The following is a 20,611-nucleotide window of genomic DNA, read 5'->3' as shown; positions in this document are numbered from 1 at the left end:
CTCCGTCTCGGGGTTGTGTCCTATATGGGCAAGCACACGCCCGGCTGCAAGCCGTTGACTTCCCCCGGAGAGCAGAGGCATTCAGACGCACATGCAGGCCATGATCCAATTCCCCGACCTCTCGCCCGAGATCTTCTCGATCGCCATCGGCTCTTTCGAGTTCGCCCTGCGCTGGTACGCGCTGGCCTATATCGCGGGCATCGTCATTGCCTGGCGCCTGGCCGTCGCGGCGCTGCGCCGCCCCGGCTTATGGCCCGCAAACCAGCCGCCGATGAAACCGCAGCAGGTCGAGGATCTGCTGACCTGGATCATCCTCGGCGTGATTGCGGGCGGGCGGCTCGGCTTCGTGCTGTTCTATCAGCCCGCCTATTACCTGGCGAACCCCGTGGAGATCCTGAAGATCTGGCAGGGCGGCATGGCCTTTCACGGCGGCCTCATCGGCGTGGTCCTGGCAACGCTGATCTATGCCGCGCGCCACAACATCCCGAAACTGCAGATCGCCGATCTGGTCGCCCATACCGTGGCGCCCGGCCTGCTGCTGGGACGGCTCAGCAATTTCGTCAATGCCGAACTCTGGGGCCGCCCGACCGATTTGCCCTGGGGCGTGGCCTTCCCCGGCCCGGCGGCGCAGGACTGCGGCCAGGCGCTGGGACAGCTCTGCGCCCGCCACCCCTCGCAGCTTTATGAAGCGCTGATGGAGGGGCTGATCCTTGGCGCCGTGCTGCTGTACATGGCGTGGCGCCGGGGCGCCTTCCACAGCCCGGGCCGCCTGTTGGGTGTATTCCTGGCCGGTTACGGCCTTGCCCGCTTCATCGTTGAATTCTTCCGCCAGCCGGACGCCCAGTTCGTCACCCCCGGCAACCCGCTGGGGCTGGCCTGGCACATCGACGGCATCGGCCTGACCCAGGGCCAGGCGCTGTCGCTGCCGATGATCGCGATCGGCCTCTGGTTCCTGATCCGCGCCCGCCACCCGGCCCGGAGCGCGGCATGAGCCTCAGCGACCACCTGACCGCCCGCATCCGCGCCGATGGCCCGATGTCGGTGGCGGATTACATGGCCGACTGCCTGCTGCACCCGCAGTTCGGCTATTACACCACCCGCGACCCGCTGGGCGCCAAGGGCGATTTCACCACCGCGCCGGAAATCAGCCAGATGTTCGGCGAGCTGATCGGTCTCGCCCTCGCCCAGGCGTGGCTCGACCAGGGATCGCCCGCCCCCTTCACGCTGGCGGAACTCGGCCCGGGCCGCGGCACCCTGATGGCGGACCTTCTGCGCGCTACCCGCGGCGTGCCCGGTTTCCACGCCGCCATGCGGATCCATCTGGTCGAGGCTTCCCCCGCCCTGCGCGCGGCCCAGGCCAAGGCGCTGGACGGCTACGCGCCCCAATGGCTGGACACCGTGGACGCGCTGCCCGCTCAGCCGCTGTTCCTGGTCGCCAACGAGTTCTTCGACGCGTTGCCCATCCGCCAGTTCATCCGCACAGGCGATGGCTGGAGCGAGAAGCGCATCGGCCTGCAGGACGGCTCCCTCAGCTTCGGCCTCAGCCCCGCCGCGCCGCAGCCTGCGCTGGACCACCGTCTGGCCGACACCCGGGACGGCGATGTGGTCGAGATCTGCGAAGCCGCCGCCCCGGTCACCCAATCCATCGCCGCCCGAATCGCTGCCCATGGCGGCGCCGCGCTGATCGTGGACTACGGCGACTGGCGGGCGCTGGGGGACACCCTCCAGGCCCTGCGCGCGCATGAACCCGCCGATCCGCTGCAGACCCCCGGCGAGGCCGATCTGACGGCGCATGTGGATTTCGAGGCGCTGGCAATGGCTGCAAAAACCGCAGGTTGCGCCTTTACCCGCCTCACCCCCCAAGGCGTTTTCCTGGAACGGCTCGGCATCACCGACCGCGCCCGCGCCCTGGCCGCCCCGCTGCAGGACGCGGCGCTGGACTCTCTGATCGCCGCACATCGGCGGTTGACGCACCCGGAGGAAATGGGAAACCTGTTCAAAGTGCTCGGCCTCTGCCCGCCCCAGGCTGCCCCTTTGCCAGGATTGAACCCATGACGCTTGAAATTCTCACGTCCGATCTGCTTGGCCCGGTACGGCACGGGTTCTTCACCCGCAAGGGCGGCGCTTCCTCCGGCATCTACAAGGGTCTGAACTGCGGCCTCGGCTCCACCGACCAGCGCGAGGCGGTGCGGATCAACCGGGCCCGCGTGGCCGCCGCAATGGAGGTTCCGCCGGAACACCTGAGCGCGGTGCACCAGGTCCACAGCGCCGACGTGCAGGTGGTGACAGAGCCGTCGCAGGAGCGGCCGCAGGCAGACGCTATGGTCACCAATGTGCCGGGGCTGGCGCTGTCGATTCTGACCGCCGACTGCCAGCCGGTGCTGTTCTCCGACCCCGAGGCCGGCGTCATCGGCGCCGCCCACGCGGGCTGGCGCGGCACCCTGGACGGGGTGCTGGAGGCAACGCTGGACGCGATGGAGGGCCTCGGCGCCCGGCGCGAAAACACCGCCGCGGTGATCGGCCCGACCATTTCCCAGCGCGCCTATGAGGTCGGCCCGGAGTTCTTCGACGACTTCATGATGCAGGACGACGCCTACGCCCGTTTCTTTGCCAATGGCGAGGGCGACCGCTACCTGTTCGACCTGCCCGGCCTCGGCCTCCACAAGCTGCGCCAGGCCGGCATCGGCGCCGCGGAATGGAGCCGCTACTGCACCTATTCCGATGCGGAGAAATTCTTCTCCTACCGCCGCGCCACCCACGCCAAAGAGGCCGACTACGGCCGCCTGATCTCCTGCATCCGGCTTTAAGGCCCTGTTAACCAGCGCAATTGTGGCGGATTTTGTTAAATTCCGCCGCAATCCCGGCGCTTGCCGCGCCCGGCCCTCAAGGCACGCCCGCATTTCCCTTTGAAATCAGCCGGCTGGCGCAATCAGCCCGTATTGCACGCCTGACGTGGAACATCCCCCGCGGGGACTGAAAATGCCCCCTGCGGGTCATAATCAGGGCGCAAAGATTACCCATAAACAGGTCAGACCAATAATAACAGCAGCCGCCCGGCACGCAGGGTGCAGCTGCCGGGCGAAGGACAGACGGACCATGAAGATGAACAAGCGTTTCATTGCCTCCATCACCCGCTCCGCCAGGAGCGAAACCGTGACCCTGCCCTGGGTTGCCGCCCGCCGCTGCCGCGGCCAGGTGCAGCACCAGGGCGCAGCGCGCAAACTGGGTTAACGCCGGGGACGGATGCCCCTGGGGCGGCGGCGCCCCCCCCGGCGCAATCGCGCCGGCCCGGCCAGCCGCCGCAGGGGCATCCAACCGGCAAGTTCCCGCGGGCAGCTGATGCTGCGCCACCGCGCTGCGCTGCATTAACCAGTTCTTTTAAGATTTTTTGACAATTCGAATTAAATCCGGCCAATCTGGCCACATCATATCGTTCAAGCACGTCTGTGTTGCCGGTGGGGGCCGATGCAAGCGGGCAGTTTGAAAGGAGAGGTCTGCTGTCATGACCATCCCCCAGTCGCTGCACAGGGCTGCAGCCAATGCCGTCGAGGCCACTGCAATCCTGCAGGACCCCGCTGCGCTGCGCAGCGCGAAAAAGCCGCAGCTGCGCCGCTATGAGGTCAGCTGCCTGCTGGCCGGCGGCGGCATCTCGGATACCCGCCACATCGCCCCGGCCCTGCCGCTGTTCGAGAACGCCTTCAGCGCCTTCACCCGCGGCTCGCTGGTGGAAACCGCGCAGGGCCCGATCGCGGTCGAGGACCTCTTGCCCGGCGATGAGATCCTGACCCGGGACGGCGGCAGCCAGCCCCTGCTCTGGATCGGCCGCACCAGCGTGCTGCCCGGCCGCTCCGGCAGCCGCAACTGCACCCTGACAAGTTTCATGGCCGACAGCCTGGGCCTGCAGAAACCCTCCGCCAGCCTGGTGGCCGGCCCCGCCGCGCGCCTGTTGCGCACGCCGCCGCACATGCAGGGCGCAGGCGACGGGCAGCTGCTGACGCTGGCATCGGAATTCCAGGACGGCATGAGCATCTTTGAAACCGCGCCGCCGGCGCCGGTCGATCTCTATCACCTGTGCCTGCCGCGCCATGCGGTGATCACCGTGGGCGGCCTGGCGTTTGAGACCTACCACCCGGGGCCGGATGCGCTGAAACTGGCAAGCTATGCGATCAAGACGCTGTTTTTGAACCTGTTTGCCCATACCGACAGCATCCAGGGCTTCGGCCCGCTGGCCCATCCCAGGGCCGACAGCGCCAGCCAGCCGGGGCCTGCCATTCTGTAACGAGGCAGCCCCGCCGCCGCCAGCGGCGGTCAATTCATGCCGCGGACGTAGCGCACCAGCTGGTCGGCGTTGAAGTGCTCCTCTTCGATGATCGCCTTCATCAGATCGCCGATCGAGACGATCCCGGCCAGCTGCCCGTCCTTCAGGACCGGCAGATGCCGCACCCGCTTCTCGCTCATCACGGCCATGCAGGCCTCGGCGCTCTGGCCGGGGTCAACGCTGGTGAAACCGGTTGCCATGACATCCGCCAGCGGTGTCGAGGGAGAGGTCTTCCCGGCCAGGAAAACTTTGCGGGTATAGTGCCTTTCGGTGAAGATGCCGGCCAGCTGCCCGCCGGACACCACCAGCACCGAGCCCACGTCTTGCTCTGACATCAGTTTCAGGGCGTCGACCACCATCGCCTCGGGCGGAAGCGTGTGGAGCGTCTTGCCCTTGCCATCAAGGATTTGCTGAACAATTGCCATTGCTGCACCTCCAGTCGGCGGAACAACGGCCGGGTCAAACCGATTGCACCGGCCTGCCCCGCCTTTCCAGCATCCGGGGTTTTCCCGTTCTGTCAATGACTTAGATCAAGATGCGCAGCGGCAGCCTGCAAATCAGCTCCCCTGCCAGCGGCGGCTGAAGCTCAGGCCTCGCGCGCCAGCCGCTCTTCCAGCACTTCAAACGGCACGCCGGGTTCGTCCTTGGCGCCGCGGATCACCAGCGAGGTCTTGACGCTGGCCACATTCGGGGTGGTCAGCAGATCGCCGGTCAGGAAGCTCTGGAAGGTGCTCAGGTCCGGCGACACGCATTTCAGGATGAAGTCCACCTCGCCGTTCAGCATGTGGCACTCGCGCACCAGGGGCCAGCCGCGGCACTTCTCTTCAAAGGCGCTCAGCTCCGCCTCGGCCTGGCTTTCCAGCCCTACCATGGCAAAGACCTGCACCTCGAACCCCAGCTCACGGGAATTCACATCCGCGTGGTAGCCGTGAATCAGACCGGCCTCCTCCAGCGCCCGCACCCGGCGCAAACACGGCGGGGCGGAAATGCCGACCCGCTTGGCCAGCTCGACATTGGTCATCCGCCCATCGGCCTGAAGCTCCGACAAAATCTTGCGATCAATCGGATCAAGACGGGTTGTGACCATGCCGGAAACTCCTGTGAACTTTGCGTTTCTTATAGCACCGCCGCCGCAGCGCGCAATATTGTTTCATCGCCGCGCAATATTCTTTGCAGCTCGGACGCGCAAGCCGCAATGCACAATTGTGCGGCAAATTTGTATCCCGCGGCATGCAGCCCCTTGGGGGTTTAAGCCTGCCCGCCCTGCCGCTATATGCATTGCCTGACGGCGGCACGCCCGCCAGGCTGCATTACGTGGGGAACACACATGAGCGAGACGCGCCACACCAAGGTTCTGATCATCGGCTCCGGGCCTGCCGGCTATACCGCGGGGGTCTATGCCGCCCGTGCCATGCTGGAACCGGTCCTGGTCCAGGGGATCGAGCCCGGCGGCCAGCTGACCACCACCACCGAGGTCGAGAATTATCCCGGCTTCACCGAGGTGCAGGGCCCCGACCTGATGATCAAGATGCAGGAGCACGCCCAGGCGATGGGCTGCGAAGTGATCGGCGACTACATCACCTCGCTCGACACCTCCGTGCGCCCGTTCGTGGCCAAGGCCGACAGCGGCACCACTTTCACCGCTGACGCAGTGATTCTGGCCACCGGCGCCCGCGCCAAATGGCTGGGCCTGGAAAGCGAAGAGAAGTTCAAGGGCTTCGGCGTCTCTGCCTGCGCCACCTGCGACGGCTTCTTCTACCGCGGCCAGGAGATCGTGGTGATCGGCGGCGGCAACACCGCTGTGGAAGAGGCGCTGTTCCTCACCAACTTCGCCTCCAAGGTGACCCTGATCCACCGCCGCGACGAGCTGCGCGCCGAGAAGATCCTGCAGGACCGCCTGTTCAAGAACGAAAAAATCGAGACACTGTGGTTCCACACCCTCGAAGAGGTGGTGGGCACCGACAACCCGCTGGGGGTCGAAGGCGTCGTGGTCAAGAACGTGCAGACCGGCGAAATCAAGGAAATCCCCTGCAAGGGTGTCTTTGTCGCCATCGGCCACGCCCCCGCCAACGAACTGGTGAAGGACGTGCTGGAGCTGCACAACGGCGGCTATGTGAAGGTCAAGCCCGGCTCCACCGAGACCTCGATCCCCGGCATCTATGCCGCCGGCGACCTGACCGACCACAAGTACCGCCAGGCGGTCACCTCGGCCGGCATGGGCTGCATGGCCGCGCTCGACGCCGAGCGCTTCCTGGCTGAACAGGAGTAAACCCGGATGCCGCATGATTTCGACGCGCAGCGGGCTGAAACCGTTGCGGCATTCAACGAACTGCAGGCCGAACACGGCCTGCCGGAGGTGGCGGACGTGGATTACTTCTTCGTCCCCGCCCGCGACGGCGCCGACTGGCGCCCGCTGGCCGAGGAGCTGAGCCGCGAGGGCTATGCCTGCGAGTTCTTCGAGGCCGAAGGCGAAGACCCCGCCTATCTGGCCGCCACCCTGCCGGACCAGATCATCTCTGCCACCGGCATCTGGATCGGCGAGGAACTGGCCACCCGCACGGCCCTCTCGCACGGGTTTGCGCCGGACGGCTGGGGGCTGGAGGGCTGATCCCGCTTCTGCGGCAGGCACCGGCGTCGATTGCAGGCGCAGGACCTAGCGGCACCCCAGCAGCTGCTCCTGCGCCTTCAGCCTGGTGACCTCCGCCCGTTCCGCCGCGCTCAGCGGCACGTCTCCCGCACGCATCCCCGGAATGCATCCGGCGTTGGAAAACGCCGCCTGCCCGCGCGCGCTCTGAAAACAATAGCCGCGGCGGGCAAAGATCGAGTTGCGCTGGAACCACAGGGCATCGCACTGGTTCTGCGCCACCGGCGCGGCAGCGCTGGCCGCGGCGTCCTTGCGGATCCAGTTGGAATGGGCCCAGCCCTCCAGCCCAGTTTCGGTCCGCACCTGCAGCCAGCGCCCGCGCTGCGCCAGAACCGCCAGCCGCGTGCCCTCGCCCATCTTGGCCAGCCGCCGCGCGCCGGAGGAGGTGCCGTCGCGCAGCGCCAGAAACCCGTCGCCGTTCGGGTCCAGGCCGGAAACCCGGTAGTCGAACTGCTGCGCCCGCGGCCGGATCTGCCCGGAAGGCACCGCCTGAACGGCGGCACCACCTCCGGCAGCCGGGTCAGGCGCGGCTTGCCCGCGCGCCGCCAGATAAACCTCGTCAATCAGCGAGGAGTTTTCCCAGGGCACCTGGCTGCCGCCGGTTTCCGACACCACATCGGCCCGCACCCGCCGCATCATCGCGTGCAGATCCTCGTGGCGCGTGATGTGCCGCAGCAAGGCCGCCGTGAACGGGCTGTTCTGGCCGCTGCCGTCCAGCGCCACATTGCCCGGCTGGGTGGAAAACGCGATGTAGGAGCCGACGCCCGCATCCACCCGGGCCAGCCCCCGCGCCGCGCCGCCCAGGCTGCGCGCCGCCATCCGGGACTGGAACGGGTTGTTGCGGCAGGCGTCCAGAACAATGATGTTGCGCCCCGCCCGCAGCTCCATCTCGCGCAGGATCGCCTGCAGGCTCACCGACGCCGCCTTCAGCTCCTGCTCATCCGATCCTGCAACATCGACCGGCAGCACGAAATTCTCTGCCCCCAGCTGCACCCCGTGGCCGGAGTAGTAGAACAGCGCCGTGTCCTCCTCCCGCAGCTGGCCGGTGACTTGCTGGGCCAGGCGCAGGGTGTCCCGGCGGCCCAGGTTATAGCCGTCATGCACCTCGAACCCGATGCCGCGCAGCGCCGCCGCGATATCGCGCGCATCCCGCTCGGCATTGGGCAGGTAGGAGGCGTTCTGATACTCCGAATTGCCCAGCACCAGGGCAATCCGCCGCCCGGCCTCCGCCAGCGGCGCCGACCAGACCAGCGGCAGCACCGCCAGCAGCAATGCCTTCAGGAAATTCAACGCCATATCTATCCCCGCCAAACCAATGTGCGGCCACCGTGGCACAGGCCGCAGGGCGCAATCAAGACAGCCGCTGGCTTGACCGCTCCGCCCACCGGGGCCAGTTTGGCAGCAGCACCGGCAAACAATCGGGCAAAAGAACGGGCAGGCAGAAAGGCACAACGTGGCAAGCGCACTCTGGCAGGGCAACTGGATCACCCGCACCCGGATCATCACCGGGCTGGTGCTGCTCACCTTTGCCTTCTTTCACTTCCTCAACATCGGCGTCGGGCTGATCTCGCCCGAATGGATGGATGAATTCCAGGACGCCCGCCAGGTCATCACCCGCAGCCTGACCGGCAGCCTGATCCTTGGCACATCCCTGATCCTGCACGCGGGGCTGGCACTATGGAACCTGGCCCGCCGCCGCAGCTTGCGGATGCGCTGGGGCGAGGCGCTGCAAACCGTGCTTGGCCTGCTGATCCCGCTGCAGCTGCTCGCCCATCTGGTCTTCACCCGCTACTCGCATGAGGTCTACGGCACCAATGACGAGATGCCCTACCAGATCATCCTGATGTGGAACTCGCCCGAGGTCTGGCAGCAAAGCCTGCTGCTGCTGGCGGTCTGGATCCACGGCTGCATGGGGCTGCACTACTGGCTGCGGCTCACCCGCTGGTGGCGCCCGCTGATCCCCTGGATGGCGGGCATTGCCGTATTCATTCCTGCCTTCGCCTTTGCCGGCCTGCTGACAGAGGGACGCCGCATCTACGGCCTGTTTACCGAAGGCACCGAACGCGCCGCCCTGATGGAGGACTTCAACTGGCCCAGCCAGCAGGCCTTTGCTGAGATGTTCGCGACCGAGCGCCTGTGGCTTTCGATCTTCTTCGCGCTGCTGGGCCTCACCGCCGCCGTCTACCTGCTGCGCAAGCTTATCCGCCGCCGCCGCGCTGTCACCATCCGCTATGCCTTCGGGCCGGAAATCCGGGCGGAGCGCGGCATGACCCTGCTGGAGATGTCGCGGGCGGGCGGCGTCCAGCACACGTCGCTCTGCGGCGGCAAAGGGCGCTGCACCACCTGCCGCGTGGTGGTGGATGAGGGCGGCGAGCACCTGCCGCCCCCGGAACCGCCCGAGGCCCGCAGCCTGGAACGGGTCAAGGCCCCCGCCAACATGCGGCTGGCCTGCCAGATCCGGCCGCAGGCGCCGCTGACCGTCACCCGCCTGTTCCGCCCCGACGGCCGCAAGGGCCGCGCCCATGCCAGCCAGGGCAGCGAACAGCAGCTGGCGGTGCTGTTCCTCGACATGCGCGGCTTCACCGCCCGCACCGCAGGCCAGCTGCCCTATGACGTGGTGTTCCTGCTGAACCGCTTCTTCGACGCCATCGTCCCCGCCATCACCAGCGCCGGCGGCACGGTGGACAAATACCTCGGCGACGGCTTGCTGGCGCTGTTCGAGGCGCCCACCCCCGCCCGCTCCGCCGCCGCCGCGCTGGACGCCGCCGCCGCCATCGGCACCGCGCTGCAGGACTTCAACGCGCAGCTGGCCGCCGACGGCGAGCCGGAGGTCCGCATCGGCATCGGTTTGCATCTGGGCGAGCTGGTGCTGGGGGAGATCGGCAGCGCAGGCCACGCGCCGCGCACCATCATCGGCGGCAGCGTCAACACCGCCAGCCGGCTGGAGGCCAAGACCAAGGAGCTGGGCGTCGAGCTGCTGATCTCGGCCCGGGTGCTGGAGGCCGCAGGATATGATTCGGGCCATCTGGCGCTCGAAACCTTCCAGCTGCGCGGCGTTTCCAGGCCGCTGGACGCCCTGCCCGTGCCCCACGCCGCCGCCCTGCCGCGCACTCTGGCCGGAGAACAGCATTAGGCCCAAGGCCCGAAGCGCAAAACGCCTGTTTCCCGCGCCGCCCCGGCCCGAGCCAGCCATCCGGCTCAGCACGCCGGAGGAGAACAAGCAGCCCTGCCACCCGCACCCGTTGCAGCCCTGCAACGCAGCGGAAAATCGCCGCCTGCGGCCAATTCACCCTTTGCATCCGCGGCAAACCATGCAATGCGTTCACGCGTGAACACACTTTTAACCCGTTGAGCCTACTGCTGCCCGCGATGACCGACACCGCTTCCACACCCACCCCGGACGGCGAAGACCTGCTGTTCCGCCTCCTGCGCCAGCTCGACACGGCGCCGGATGCGTCGCAGCGCGCAACCGCCGCGGCGGTGGGGATTTCGCTGGGGCGGCTCAACACTTTGCTGCGCTCTGCCGCGGACAGCGGCCTGATCACCATCAGCGCCCGCCCCGGCCCGGACAAGCGGCAGCGGTTCGCCTATTCGCTGACCACCCGGGGCGCCGCGGAAAAAGTGCGGCTCACCGATCAATTCCTTGCCCGCAAGCTCGCAGAATACAACGCGCTGCACGCGGAACTCACCGGCTCCGCTAGCGGCCTCCCCCCTCTCAAACACAGGACCAACCCGATGCAAAGCAACCTGGCTCCGATTCCTGAGCTTTATGTCTCCTACGAAAGCGCCCAGAAACTGAAGGTCGAAGCGGCCAATCTGGTCAGCTGGGACCTGACCCCGCGCCAGATCTGCGACCTGGAACTGCTGATGAACGGCGGCTTCAACCCGCTGAAGGGCTTCCTGTCCGAGGCCGACTACGACAGCGTCGTCGACACCATGCGCCTGACCGACGGCTCGCTGTGGCCGATGCCGATCACCCTGGACGTGTCCGAGGATTTCGCGGCCAAGCTGGAAGCCGGCCAGGACATTGCCCTGCGCGACCAGGAAGGCGTGATCCTCGCCACCATGACCGTCACCGACAACTGGGTGCCGAACAAGGCGAAAGAGGCCGAGAAGGTCTTCGGCGCCGATGACGACGCCCACCCGGCGGTGAACTACCTGCACAACACCGCAGGCAAGGTCTACCTGGGCGGCCCGGTGACCGGCATCCAGCAGCCGGTCCACTATGACTTCCGCGCCCGCCGCGACACCCCGAACGAGCTGCGCGCCTACTTCCGCAAGGTCGGCTGGAACAAGGTTGTCGCTTTCCAGACCCGCAACCCGCTGCACCGCGCCCACCAGGAGCTGACCTTCCGCGCCGCGCGCGAGGCCCAGGCCAACCTGCTGATCCACCCGGTTGTCGGCATGACCAAACCGGGCGACGTCGACCACTTCACCCGCGTCCGCTGCTACGAGGCGGTGCTGGACAAGTATCCGGCGGCCACCACCTCCATGTCGCTGCTGAACCTGGCGATGCGCATGGCCGGCCCGCGCGAGGCGGTCTGGCACGGCCTGATCCGCAAGAACCACGGCTGCACCCATTTCATCGTCGGCCGCGACCACGCAGGCCCCGGCAAGAATTCCGCCGGCGACGATTTCTACGGCCCTTATGACGCGCAGGACCTGTTCCGCGAGTTCCAGGGTGAAATGGGCATCGAAATGGTCGACTTCAAACACATGGTCTATGTGCAGGAGCGCGCCCAGTACGAGCCGAACGACGAGATCGCCGACCGCGACAACGTCACCATCCTGAACATCTCCGGCACCGAACTGCGCCGCCGTCTGGCCGAAGGCCTGGAGATCCCCGAGTGGTTCTCCTTCCCTGAGGTGGTCGCCGAGCTGCGCAAGACCAAGCCGCCGCGCTCCAAGCAGGGTTTCACCGTGTTCTTCACCGGCTTCTCCGGCTCCGGCAAATCCACCATCGCCAACGCGCTGATGGTCAAGCTGATGGAAATGGGCGGCCGCCCGGTCACCCTGCTGGACGGCGACATTGTTCGTAAGAACCTGTCGAGCGAGCTGGGCTTCTCGAAGGAGCACCGCGACCTCAACATCCGCCGCATCGGCTATGTGGCGTCTGAGATCACCAAGAACGGCGGCATCGCCATCTGCGCCCCGATCGCGCCCTACGCCACCACCCGCCGCGCCGTGCGCGAGGACGTGGAAGCCTTCGGCGCCTTCGTGGAAATCCATGTCGCCACCTCGATCGAGGAATGCGAGCGCCGCGACCGCAAGGGCCTGTATAAACTGGCCCGCGAAGGCAAGATCAAGGAGTTCACCGGCATCTCCGACCCTTACGACGTGCCGGCCAACCCGGAACTGTCGGTCGAGACCGAAAACGTCGATGTCGACAACTGCGCCCACCAGGTTCTGCTGAAGCTGGAAAGCATGGGGCTCATCAAGGCCTGAGCCTGACGGCAGTGTGAAACACAAGCGGTCCGCCATTTGGCGGGCCGTTTTTTCTTGATGGAAGAGGTAGAAAAGAAGATGAGTTCCATCTCACCTATGTAGCGATCAATCTCAAAATACTTTCCGCCAAAATTGCAATGCAATCAGAAGTGCGTAAGGTCGAAAACGAAGAATGAACGTTTCCCCCACCGCTCTAATGAGAGGAAAAAAGCAATGAAGCCAAATGCTAAGCTTGATCCCAGCCTCGCCGTGTTCCGCCCCCGCTTTCTACGGCTTCTCTCAGGTCGCTACTCATCCGCAGACATTACAGACTTGTTTCGCTTTTTGCGCTCAAAGGCGAGGAAGGGTTCGATCATGCTTGAGATCGGTGATCTGGTGGCTCACCCGGAAGCGCGCAACCGTGGATTGGCTTTCCAACGTCTGCGCGACACGATTGCCACTAAGATTTAGCTAGAAGAAAGGATTCGCAAAGGGGCACTCGTACAGAACGACGATTGGATTGAAGCCTTGCGGCGGAACCTCCGCGGGATGAATGACCGTCGCCTCGCGGCAACCACCAATCAACCCGTGCCGCCGAACTGGCCAACACCTCCAAAGTTTAGAAATTACAATCGCCTATGCCAAGAAGCGGACGCCGCAATCAAGAGACTCGCAAAGGGAACAGACGGAAACTATTCATTCAATCTACGGTCCCGACGCACACGGCGGGACATGTCAGTTCTTCAATTCGTAAACGATCGCCTTTCGATTGTGTTCGCCTACGAAATGGAAGACCTGATGCAAGAGCTACAGCATCTCGTTCTAGAAAACGGATTGGCTGATGAGACTGATTTGGAAGCTGTTGAGAGACTTGAGAAACCGATCAGCCGCTTCATCGTTTCTCAGCTACACCGATCAAGGATCAAAATGGGCGGCAAGGAGTATCATCTGTCCGCCCATTGCGAGGGACCCAAGCCTCCTAGCCCTCCGGGAGACCCCCATCCCATTCAATTTGGCAGCATTTGCATCACCGCTGCCTTGGCAGGCACGTCAGGCGATGGGGAAGACGGCTTCCACGAGACGGGAAGCATCTTTTGTATTTACGGCCACAACCACGATCATTGCGAACAATCGTTGTTAGATCAAAAAGATTGGAGCGAGCTTTCGTTAGAGCTGTCTGAAACTGGCAAGCTTACCTTCGTAGATTTTGCCTAGAGACCCAAATGCAAAGAAAGTCTGAAAAAAAATCGAGACTGCTTGGCAGTTAAAGACCATTGAAGCCCTGAGAGAGTTAGGGAGTACTCAGCTCCCTCTACACACTCTCCGGCAAATCCACCGTGCCGCGCATCAGCACGAAGCCCTCGCCAGCCACCCGCACGCCTTCAATCGCGTCCGCCGGCCCAACCCGCGCCACCCGCGCCTGGCCGGGGCGGCCCATGCCGTGGCCCTGCTCGGCGGTGAATTCCGCCTTGCCCGTAAGCCCGTGTTTCCACAGGTACGACGCCATCGCGCCGGTGGCGGAGCCGGTGAAGGGATCCTCCGGCGGGCTCGGCGGCGCCATCAGCAGGCGCGAGAAGGTGTCGCCCGTCTCCGTCGCCCCTTCCAGCGTCACCAGAAACGGCTCCATCATGTCGATGCCATCAGCGCCCAGCGATTTGCCCCAAACGGCTAGCGCCTCCAGGCTCAGCTCTGCCGCCTCCAGCGCTGCGCGGTCGCGCAGCACGGTGATGCAGAACGGCAGCCCGGTGGAGACCTTCTGCGGCTGCCCCGCGATCGCCCCCACCGGCAAGCTGACCGCCGCCGCCACCAGTTCCGGGTCGGCAAACGGGCCGGCTCAGGCGCAACCGCAGTCAGGCTGATGAGCCGGGCAGTCTCCGGTTGTTCCCAGAATGCGCCGGCGCTGTTGTCAAGGGTCAGGTTCCCGGACACGAGCATTCGGGCAATGCAGGCAGGGACAGAGAACAGGGCTTCAGTCCGCGTGCGCGGGCGATCAAACGGAAGGATTTCCGCGTGAAAATCAGGCATGCTGGCGCGGATCGACGTTATCCCGGCAAGCCGCCCTGCAAGGGCGGGGCGCAACTCCAGCGCTGCAGTCATCAGCCGGTGTGTGTATCCGCAGGACGGCCAGGGTTTAAGGACGAGCCCGTATTCGTCCAAGGCCCAGGGGGCGCCAAGCCTGTCCAATGCCTGCGAGAACCGCCGGGGATCGAAATCGGCCATGAGACCCGCGAAGCCGCGTGCGTGGTCCAGCACATGCGGCTGACCCGTGATGCCTTGCGCGGCAAGCAGCGCGGCCTCCAGCCCGCCCCGTGCAGCCCAGCCAGCCTGAAGGGGTTTGGCATTGGAGCCGAACTGCAGCGTGAAGCCGGCGGATTGGGACACCGCCAATACGAGGGCATGTGCTGTCTGATCCTCTGTCAAGCGCAGCAATCGGGCTGCGGCGCCCGCAACACCAATGACGCCAAGAGTTGCAGTGGAGTGAAAGCCCCGCGCGTAGTGGTCCAGCGACACAGCCTCGCCAAGGCGCATGATGATCTCGGCCCCGACGGCATAGGCGGCAAGCAGATCCGCGCCGCCGGACCTGCGGATATGACTGGCCGCCAGCAGGGCTGGCAGCAGGATCACCGTTGGGTGCGTGTTCCCCGGTTCCTCCCAGTCATCGAGGTCCCACGCATGGCCTGCGACGGCGTTGAATTGCGCGGCCATCGGCGCGCTGAGCGTATCACCGGTGCCGTAGAGGGGAACCGGGCCCGGACCGAATGCGGCCAGCGCCTGCGTCACCCGGCGGGCAACGCTGCTGCCGGCCCCGGCCAGGATGCAGCCGAAGCAATCCGCAACCGCCGGGGCAATCACCTGTTTCAGCCCGGCATCCGGCGCTGCCGAAACCGCAAAAGCCGCCAGCCGGGAAACCGCGGTCATGACACCTTGTCCTGTGCGGCGGGCGCCCTGTCCTGACCATGGGCGTGCATGCGCTTCTTGCGTTCACGGGTGATGCGGGTGGCGTCTTCGCTGCCATCGTGGAATGAGCCGAAGATCACGTCCCATGGCATCTCGGCGGTGCCGTAGTTGCATTCGAAATAGCGGTGGTGCAGCTGGTGGAAAAAGTCGCCCGTGTTGAAACGGTTCCTGTCCTTCACGCTGATTTTTTCAAAGCCTGAATGCGACACGCACGGGTTGAGGCCGTTCACGTAGCAATGAAACAGGAAGTGGACCGGGTGCGAGGGCACGATGAAGTGAATGAGCAGCGTCGAAAAGTACAGGACAGCTTCGACCGGGTGCATCGAAATGCCGGCCCAAGGGCCGATGTTGATGTTCCGGTGATGCAGCGAGTGGGCCAGGCGGTACATCGGCGGCCAGTGCAGCAGGCGGTGCGCCCAGTAGAAGTGAAAGCTGGACCAGACCGGGATGATCACCAGCCAGGCGAGGAACCAGACGGGATTCGACGTCAGGGTGACCTGCGGCACCATCCCGTTCGCAGCTGCCCAGAAATAGCCGGTCTCATACAGTGTCCAGCAGGTCAGGCTGGAGGCGATCGACCAGAACATGTTGTCGCGGACCTGATTGCGGAACGTGAAATGGCCGTTGTCCGCCGCTTGATCGCGGCCGTCGAATTTCAGATTTTTTCCCTGGCCCTTGAGCGTGATGAACCACAGGTGGAGGCCGCCCGCGACGAGCATCAGCAACAGGAAATTGCGCAGCCAGATTTGCAGCATCCACGCGGGCGCAAGGCTCTGCATTTCCTCCCAGCCGGGCTGAAACCACTGGTATACGGCCCAGGCAAGGAACAGCTCAACCGTGACGGAGCTCAGAGCAAGCCAATAGGTTGAAATCCACGTCAGCCAGGCCAGGGGCCTTGGAGGCCAGCTCAGGATCGGCGAGACCGGGATCGGCAGATCGGGATGGTGGTTCCAGGCGGCGTTGCGCTTGCGTTCCATTACTCAAACCTCGCAAATTCAGGCAAAGGGATCAGGCTGGCTGGGATTGGTGGATAGCCAGACGGATTTCGTTTGGAAGAAGCACCGCATGCCGTCCCAGCCGTTCTCGCGCCCGTAACCCGATTGCTTGCAGCCGCCGACGGGGGACTGGGTGGCGGCATTGAAGTAGTTGTTGATGTAAACCGTGCCGGCCTCGATCCGGTCAGCCATGCGCATCGCCTTTGCCACATCGCGGGTCCAGATGCCGGCGGCGAGGCCGTAGACCGTGTCATTGGCGGTATGGATGACCTCGTCTTCGTCGTCCCAGGCCTCTGTACTGACCACCGGCCCAAAGACCTCGTTCTGGGCCAGATCGGCACTGTTGGGGACATCGGCAAAAATTGTCGGGCCGATGTAATATCCGGTGTCCCGGCTGGCGCTGCGGCCATCCAGCAGCATCCTGTGGCCGGCTTTCTCTGCGGCCCCGATCCGTTTCAGGACATTTTCGTAATGCGGGCGGTTGGCTATCGGGCCGATCTGGGTGGAAGGATCCAGCGGATCACCCACGCGGGCTTTCTTGACGACCTCGACCAGCCGCTCCGTAAATTCGCCGATGATGCCGCGATGCACCAGAAGCCGCGAGCCGGAGATGCAGCTTTGACCGCCCGGCGGGAAGATGCCCGCAGCGGCGCCGTTCACCGCCAGGTCCAGATCGGCGTCCGGCAGAACGATCTGGGGGGATTTTCCGCCAAGCTCCATCACCACCGGTTTGACCTGCCGGGCCGCGGCAACCGCTGCCGCGCGCCCGCCGGCCGTGCCGCCGGTGAAACTGACCATGCGCACATCCGGGTGTTCGATCATCGGCGCGGCGGTGGTCGGGCCATAGCCCGTGACCACGTTCAGCACGCCCGGCGGCAGATCGGCCTCCAGCAGCACCTCCATCAGTTCCAGGGTGGAACAGCTTGAATGCTCCGACGGCTTGATCACCACCGTGTTCCCGGCCGCAAGACAGGGCGCCAGTTTCCAGAACAGGGTCCCGAGCGGCGAGTTCCACGGCAGCACCTGCGCCACCACGCCAAAGGGTTCCCATTTGACGTAGTTGTGGACGTCCGGGGCCTCGGCCGGGATCACGCGGCCTTCGAACTTGTCACACATGCCCGCGTAATAGTGGAAGCTGTCGACCAGCCATTGCCCCTCACGCAGCCCCGGCGTGATCATCGACGGCAGCTTGCCGTTGTCCTGGGTCTCGACCGATCCCAGCCGCTCGGCGTGTTTCGAGACCGCATCGCCCATGCGCCGCAGGCAGCGCCCGCGCTCCGCTGGCTGCATCCGTCCCCAAGGGCCGTCGTAGAAGGCCGATTTCGCCGCAGTCACCGCGCGGCCGACATCTGCGGACCGGCAATCGGGCACGCGCGCCCAGACCTGCCAGTTCGCGGGGTTTTCGCTGTCGATATAGCCGCCCTCCGCGGGGTCGTGCCACGCGTTGCCGGCGAAATACTGAAAGTTTCGGATCGTCATTTGGCGGTCTCCATCGGGAATTCAGGGGGCCAAGGGCGCACGGCCAAGGATTATGTCGGCAGCTTTTTCCGCCATCATGACCACCGTGGCATAGAGGTTGCCAGTGATTTGCGCGGGCATGGCCGACGCATCGCAAACCCGCAGCGCCTCGACCCCATGCACGCGCAGCTGGCTGTCCAGAACGTCGCCCATGCGGGCCGTGCAAGCCAGGTGATGGCCGGTATAGGCGGTTTCGCGAATGGCCTGGGTGACTTCGGCTTCGGATCGCGCGTCTTTCCACACGCCGGTCTCGCCGGTGACAAGCCGTGCAATCGGGTTTTGGGCCATGACCTCCCGCATCACCGCAACCCCGCGTTTGAGAACGCCGATATCGTGGGGATCGGCAAAGTAATTCGGGTCGATCACCGGATGGGCCCTTGGGTCCGCGCTGGCCAGCCGCACTGTGCCTTCGGACCGGGGCCGTTCGAGGTTGATGTCGATCTGCACCCCCGGCAGGGCCATCTTGCGCCCGCGCACCAGCAGTTTGCGGCCGAGCCGTTGCAGCACCGGCACGCCTTCGCCCGCGCCGTTGCCGAGGTTTTCCTCGACCACCATGGGGGTCATGAAGACCTCCTGCTCAGGCAGGGCCGGGTCGCCAAAGGAATGGAAGAGCACCGTGGAAAAGAACGCCCCGCCCCCGGGGCCGCCGCCATTCAGCAGCCAATGACCCATCAGCCTGGCCGCATGGTCCAGCCGCTGGTATCTGGCGTGGCTCAGATCCAGCCGGTCCGAGCCGTATTGCAGCGGCACATCAGGATGATCCGACAGATGGGCGCCCACGGACGGCAGATCGGCCACCACATTAATCCCATGCCCGGCCAGATGATCCGCGGGCCCGATCCCCGACAGCATCAGCAGATGCGGCGTGCCGACAGCCCCCTGGCACAGGACCACTTCGCGCACGGCGCGGATCACTTCTCCGCTCAACGTTTGCACCCCCGCCGCCCTGCCCTTCTCGATCACGACCCGTGCGACCTGGGTGTGGGTGCGGATCGTCAGATTGCGCGGGGGCTTCTTCAGATAGGCAATCGCCGAGGATTGCCGCACGCCCTTTGACACGGTGCTGTCGTTGCGCGCGACGCCGGTGCGGAGCGGCCCGTTGAAATCGTCGATCCTTTGGTGCCCCGCAGCCGCGGCGGCGTCGAGGAATGCCTGCTCCATCTCCCCGAAATTCCGCGCCGGCTCGGTTTTCAGGGGCCCGTCCGCCCCGTGCCAGGCGTCGCGCCGGTCGCGTGCGCCTTCGGACCGCCGGAAATACGGCAGCACCTCCGCAAAAGACCACCCGTCGAGCCCCATCTGCTGCCAGGCGTCGTAATCCGCGGCGACCCCGCGCATATAGATCATGCCGTTGACGATGGAGGACCCGCCCAAGGCCTTGCCGCGCGGGAAATAGACCCGGCGCGCGTTCAGTCCCGGCTGCGGGACTGAGGTGTAGCCGCAGTCGAGCCTCGGATTCCCAAAGACAACCCCGTTTCCCGCGGGCATCCGGATGAACAGGCCGCGCCCCTTGCCCCCGGCCTCAACGAGGCAGACCGAAACACCGGGGTCTTCGGCCAGCCGCGCCGCCAGCGCACAACCGGCGGACCCGCCGCCGGCGATGACGTAGTCAAACGCGCTCACCCCGCTAGCCTTTCGAGGATCGCATCGGTCATTGCAGCACCTGTGGCTGTGCCGCCCAGGTCGGGCGTCATGACCCCGGACTGCAGAACCCCGCTGACCGCCTCTTCGACCTGCTTTCCGGCCGCAGGCAACCCGAAGCTGTAGGTGAACATCAAGCCGATGGACAGGATGGTGCCAACGGGATTGGCAATGCCCTGCCCCGCAATGTCAGGGGCGGATCCGGCGGTGCTTTCATAGATCCCGAAAACCGGCCCGCCGTCCGGATTGGCTGACAGGCAGGCCGAGGGCAGCATGCCCAGGGATCCGGCGTAAACCGCGGCCAGATCGCTGAGGACATCGCCCAGCTGGTTGCAGCCGATCACCACGTCGAAATCATGCGGGCGCATCATCAGCTGGTAGGCGCAGTTGTCCGCGAACATGTTCTCGAACGTCACATCCGGGTAGTGACGGGCCACTTCGGTGACAACCTCGCGCCAGAGCTTGTAGCTTTCCATCACGTTGGACTTGTCGCAGCTGACCAGCCGTCCGCGCCGCTTGCGCGCCAGCTGGAACCCGCCGTGGGCGAAACGGGCAACCTCGGCCTCGTCATAGGCTGTCAGGTCAAAGCCCTGCCGCAAGCCGTTCACGTCGCGCCGCCCGCGCTCGGTTGCGAACATCGCGCCGCCGCACATTTCGCGCAGGATCAGCACATCGGCCCTGTCCGCCAAACCCTTTCGGAAGGGCGTGCAGTTCAGAAGCGGCCCCCAGGCGCGGGCAGGACGCAGGCCCAGATAAGTCTGCAAGTGGTGGCGCAGATACATCAGCCCGTCCTGGCATTCAGCCCCGCCCGGCACCTGGATACCGTCCCACTGCGGGCCGCCAACGGCACCAACCAGGACCGCGTCCGATGCCCGCGCCCTGGCAAGCACACCGGGGGTGCAGAAAGTCCCGTGCGTATCCCATGAGGCCCCGTGCAGCAGACCATGCTCCACCGACAAGTCGATGCCGGAGCGCGCGGCCAGATGGCGGGCAACCCGCAGGCCCTGCTCCAGGATTTCAGGGCCAATCCCATCGCCGCCCAAGGCCAGAACCTGCTTCCGCACGGATCATTCCTTCTTCAAGGGTCAATTCAGCATTGCGCAGTTGAAAACTTAG

Annotated in this window: 18 protein-coding genes and 2 pseudogenes; 11 read left to right on the top strand and 9 right to left on the bottom strand. The window is 65.4% G+C overall.

Going from position 1 to position 20,611, the window contains the following annotated elements; translation table 11 throughout:
* The first annotated feature begins 91 nt into the window (after positions 1-91).
* The 5 genes from lgt to AC58NV_RS10175 all read left to right on the top strand — a co-directional run bounded on the left by lgt (position 92) and on the right by AC58NV_RS10175 (position 4,279).
* A complete protein-coding gene (gene lgt, locus AC58NV_RS10195; RefSeq protein ID WP_497227022.1) occupies positions 92-991 on the top strand; it encodes a prolipoprotein diacylglyceryl transferase in 900 nt (299 codons plus the stop codon).
* Positions 988-2,055 carry a class I SAM-dependent methyltransferase gene (locus AC58NV_RS10190; RefSeq protein ID WP_497227021.1) on the top strand — a complete coding sequence of 356 codons (1,068 nt, stop codon included), beginning with the start codon at positions 988-990 and terminating at the stop codon, positions 2,053-2,055. Before lgt ends, AC58NV_RS10190 begins: the two co-directional genes overlap by 4 nt.
* Complete coding sequence (gene pgeF, locus AC58NV_RS10185) at positions 2,052-2,807, top strand: peptidoglycan editing factor PgeF (RefSeq protein WP_497227020.1); 756 nt, start codon at positions 2,052-2,054, stop codon at positions 2,805-2,807. Before AC58NV_RS10190 ends, pgeF begins: the two co-directional genes overlap by 4 nt.
* 289 nt (positions 2,808-3,096) lie before the next feature.
* Positions 3,097-3,231, top strand: a complete 135-nt coding sequence (locus AC58NV_RS10180) for a hypothetical protein (protein WP_497227019.1) — start codon at positions 3,097-3,099, stop codon at positions 3,229-3,231.
* Positions 3,232-3,502: 271 nt separating this feature from the next.
* The gene (locus AC58NV_RS10175) at positions 3,503-4,279 is read left to right on the top strand and encodes a Hint domain-containing protein (RefSeq protein ID WP_497227018.1); all 777 of its coding nucleotides are present in this window, start codon (positions 3,503-3,505) and stop codon (positions 4,277-4,279) included.
* A gap of 29 nt (positions 4,280-4,308) precedes the next feature.
* Here AC58NV_RS10175 and AC58NV_RS10170 read toward each other — a convergent pair whose 3' ends face one another.
* Together AC58NV_RS10170 and AC58NV_RS10165 are read right to left on the bottom strand one after the other, a co-directional pair.
* Positions 4,309-4,743: a CBS domain-containing protein gene (locus tag AC58NV_RS10170; protein WP_497227017.1), complete on the bottom strand. Its 435-nt coding sequence runs from the start codon at positions 4,741-4,743 to the stop codon at positions 4,309-4,311.
* Positions 4,744-4,904: 161 nt separating this feature from the next.
* On the bottom strand, positions 4,905-5,405 hold the full coding sequence (locus AC58NV_RS10165; protein WP_366659106.1) for an Lrp/AsnC family transcriptional regulator: 501 nt from the start codon (positions 5,403-5,405) through the stop codon (positions 4,905-4,907).
* A gap of 240 nt (positions 5,406-5,645) precedes the next feature.
* On the opposite strand from AC58NV_RS10165, the gene trxB reads away from it, so the two are divergent.
* Positions 5,646-6,587, top strand: coding sequence for a thioredoxin-disulfide reductase (gene trxB / locus AC58NV_RS10160; RefSeq protein ID WP_366659107.1), 942 nt, complete (start codon positions 5,646-5,648; stop codon positions 6,585-6,587).
* 6 nt (positions 6,588-6,593) lie between these two features.
* Complete coding sequence (locus AC58NV_RS10155) at positions 6,594-6,926, top strand: ribonuclease E inhibitor RraB (RefSeq protein ID WP_497227016.1); 333 nt, start codon at positions 6,594-6,596, stop codon at positions 6,924-6,926.
* A gap of 45 nt (positions 6,927-6,971) precedes the next feature.
* On the opposite strand, the gene AC58NV_RS10150 is transcribed toward AC58NV_RS10155, so the two are convergent.
* On the bottom strand, positions 6,972-8,258 hold the full coding sequence (locus tag AC58NV_RS10150; protein ID WP_497227015.1) for a caspase family protein: 1,287 nt from the start codon (positions 8,256-8,258) through the stop codon (positions 6,972-6,974).
* A 157-nt stretch (positions 8,259-8,415) separates the two neighbouring features.
* Between AC58NV_RS10150 and AC58NV_RS10145 the strand changes: the two genes are divergently transcribed.
* The 4 genes from AC58NV_RS10145 to AC58NV_RS10130 all read left to right on the top strand — a co-directional run bounded on the left by AC58NV_RS10145 (position 8,416) and on the right by AC58NV_RS10130 (position 13,601).
* A complete protein-coding gene (locus AC58NV_RS10145) occupies positions 8,416-10,095 on the top strand; it encodes an adenylate/guanylate cyclase domain-containing protein (RefSeq protein ID WP_497227014.1) in 1,680 nt (559 codons plus the stop codon).
* 236 nt (positions 10,096-10,331) lie between these two features.
* Positions 10,332-12,407 carry a bifunctional sulfate adenylyltransferase/adenylylsulfate kinase gene (locus AC58NV_RS10140; RefSeq protein WP_497227013.1) on the top strand — a complete coding sequence of 692 codons (2,076 nt, stop codon included), beginning with the start codon at positions 10,332-10,334 and terminating at the stop codon, positions 12,405-12,407.
* A 213-nt stretch (positions 12,408-12,620) separates the two neighbouring features.
* The gene (locus AC58NV_RS10135) at positions 12,621-12,857 is read left to right on the top strand and encodes a hypothetical protein (RefSeq protein WP_497227012.1); all 237 of its coding nucleotides are present in this window, start codon (positions 12,621-12,623) and stop codon (positions 12,855-12,857) included.
* Positions 12,858-13,118: 261 nt separating this feature from the next.
* Positions 13,119-13,601 carry a hypothetical protein gene (locus AC58NV_RS10130; RefSeq protein WP_497227011.1) on the top strand — a complete coding sequence of 161 codons (483 nt, stop codon included), beginning with the start codon at positions 13,119-13,121 and terminating at the stop codon, positions 13,599-13,601.
* A 97-nt stretch (positions 13,602-13,698) separates the two neighbouring features.
* Here the strand turns inward: AC58NV_RS10130 and AC58NV_RS10125 are convergent.
* The 6 genes and pseudogenes from AC58NV_RS10125 to leuB form a co-directional block, all read right to left on the bottom strand.
* Positions 13,699-14,483, bottom strand: a pseudogene (locus AC58NV_RS10125) (PhzF family phenazine biosynthesis protein).
* Between the two features lie 126 nt (positions 14,484-14,609).
* Positions 14,610-15,305 (bottom strand): annotated as a pseudogene (locus tag AC58NV_RS10120) (MmgE/PrpD family protein); the annotation flags it as partial.
* On the bottom strand, positions 15,302-16,321 hold the full coding sequence (locus AC58NV_RS10115; protein ID WP_497227010.1) for a sterol desaturase family protein: 1,020 nt from the start codon (positions 16,319-16,321) through the stop codon (positions 15,302-15,304). The gene AC58NV_RS10115 and the pseudogene AC58NV_RS10120, both read right to left, overlap by 4 nt.
* An 18-nt stretch (positions 16,322-16,339) precedes the next feature.
* A complete protein-coding gene (locus tag AC58NV_RS10110) occupies positions 16,340-17,818 on the bottom strand; it encodes an aldehyde dehydrogenase (protein WP_497227009.1) in 1,479 nt (492 codons plus the stop codon).
* Between the two features lie 21 nt (positions 17,819-17,839).
* Positions 17,840-19,477, bottom strand: a complete 1,638-nt coding sequence (locus AC58NV_RS10105) for a GMC family oxidoreductase (RefSeq protein ID WP_497227008.1) — start codon at positions 19,475-19,477, stop codon at positions 17,840-17,842.
* Positions 19,474-20,559, bottom strand: coding sequence for a 3-isopropylmalate dehydrogenase (leuB, locus tag AC58NV_RS10100; protein ID WP_497227007.1), 1,086 nt, complete (start codon positions 20,557-20,559; stop codon positions 19,474-19,476). Before leuB ends, AC58NV_RS10105 begins: the two co-directional genes overlap by 4 nt.
* Positions 20,560-20,611 lie beyond the last annotated feature (52 nt).

The organism is Leisingera sp. ANG49 (assembly GCF_059694505.1).
The sequence above is the reverse complement of the archived record's forward strand: the minus strand, read 5'-3'. Positions and strand labels throughout refer to the sequence as shown.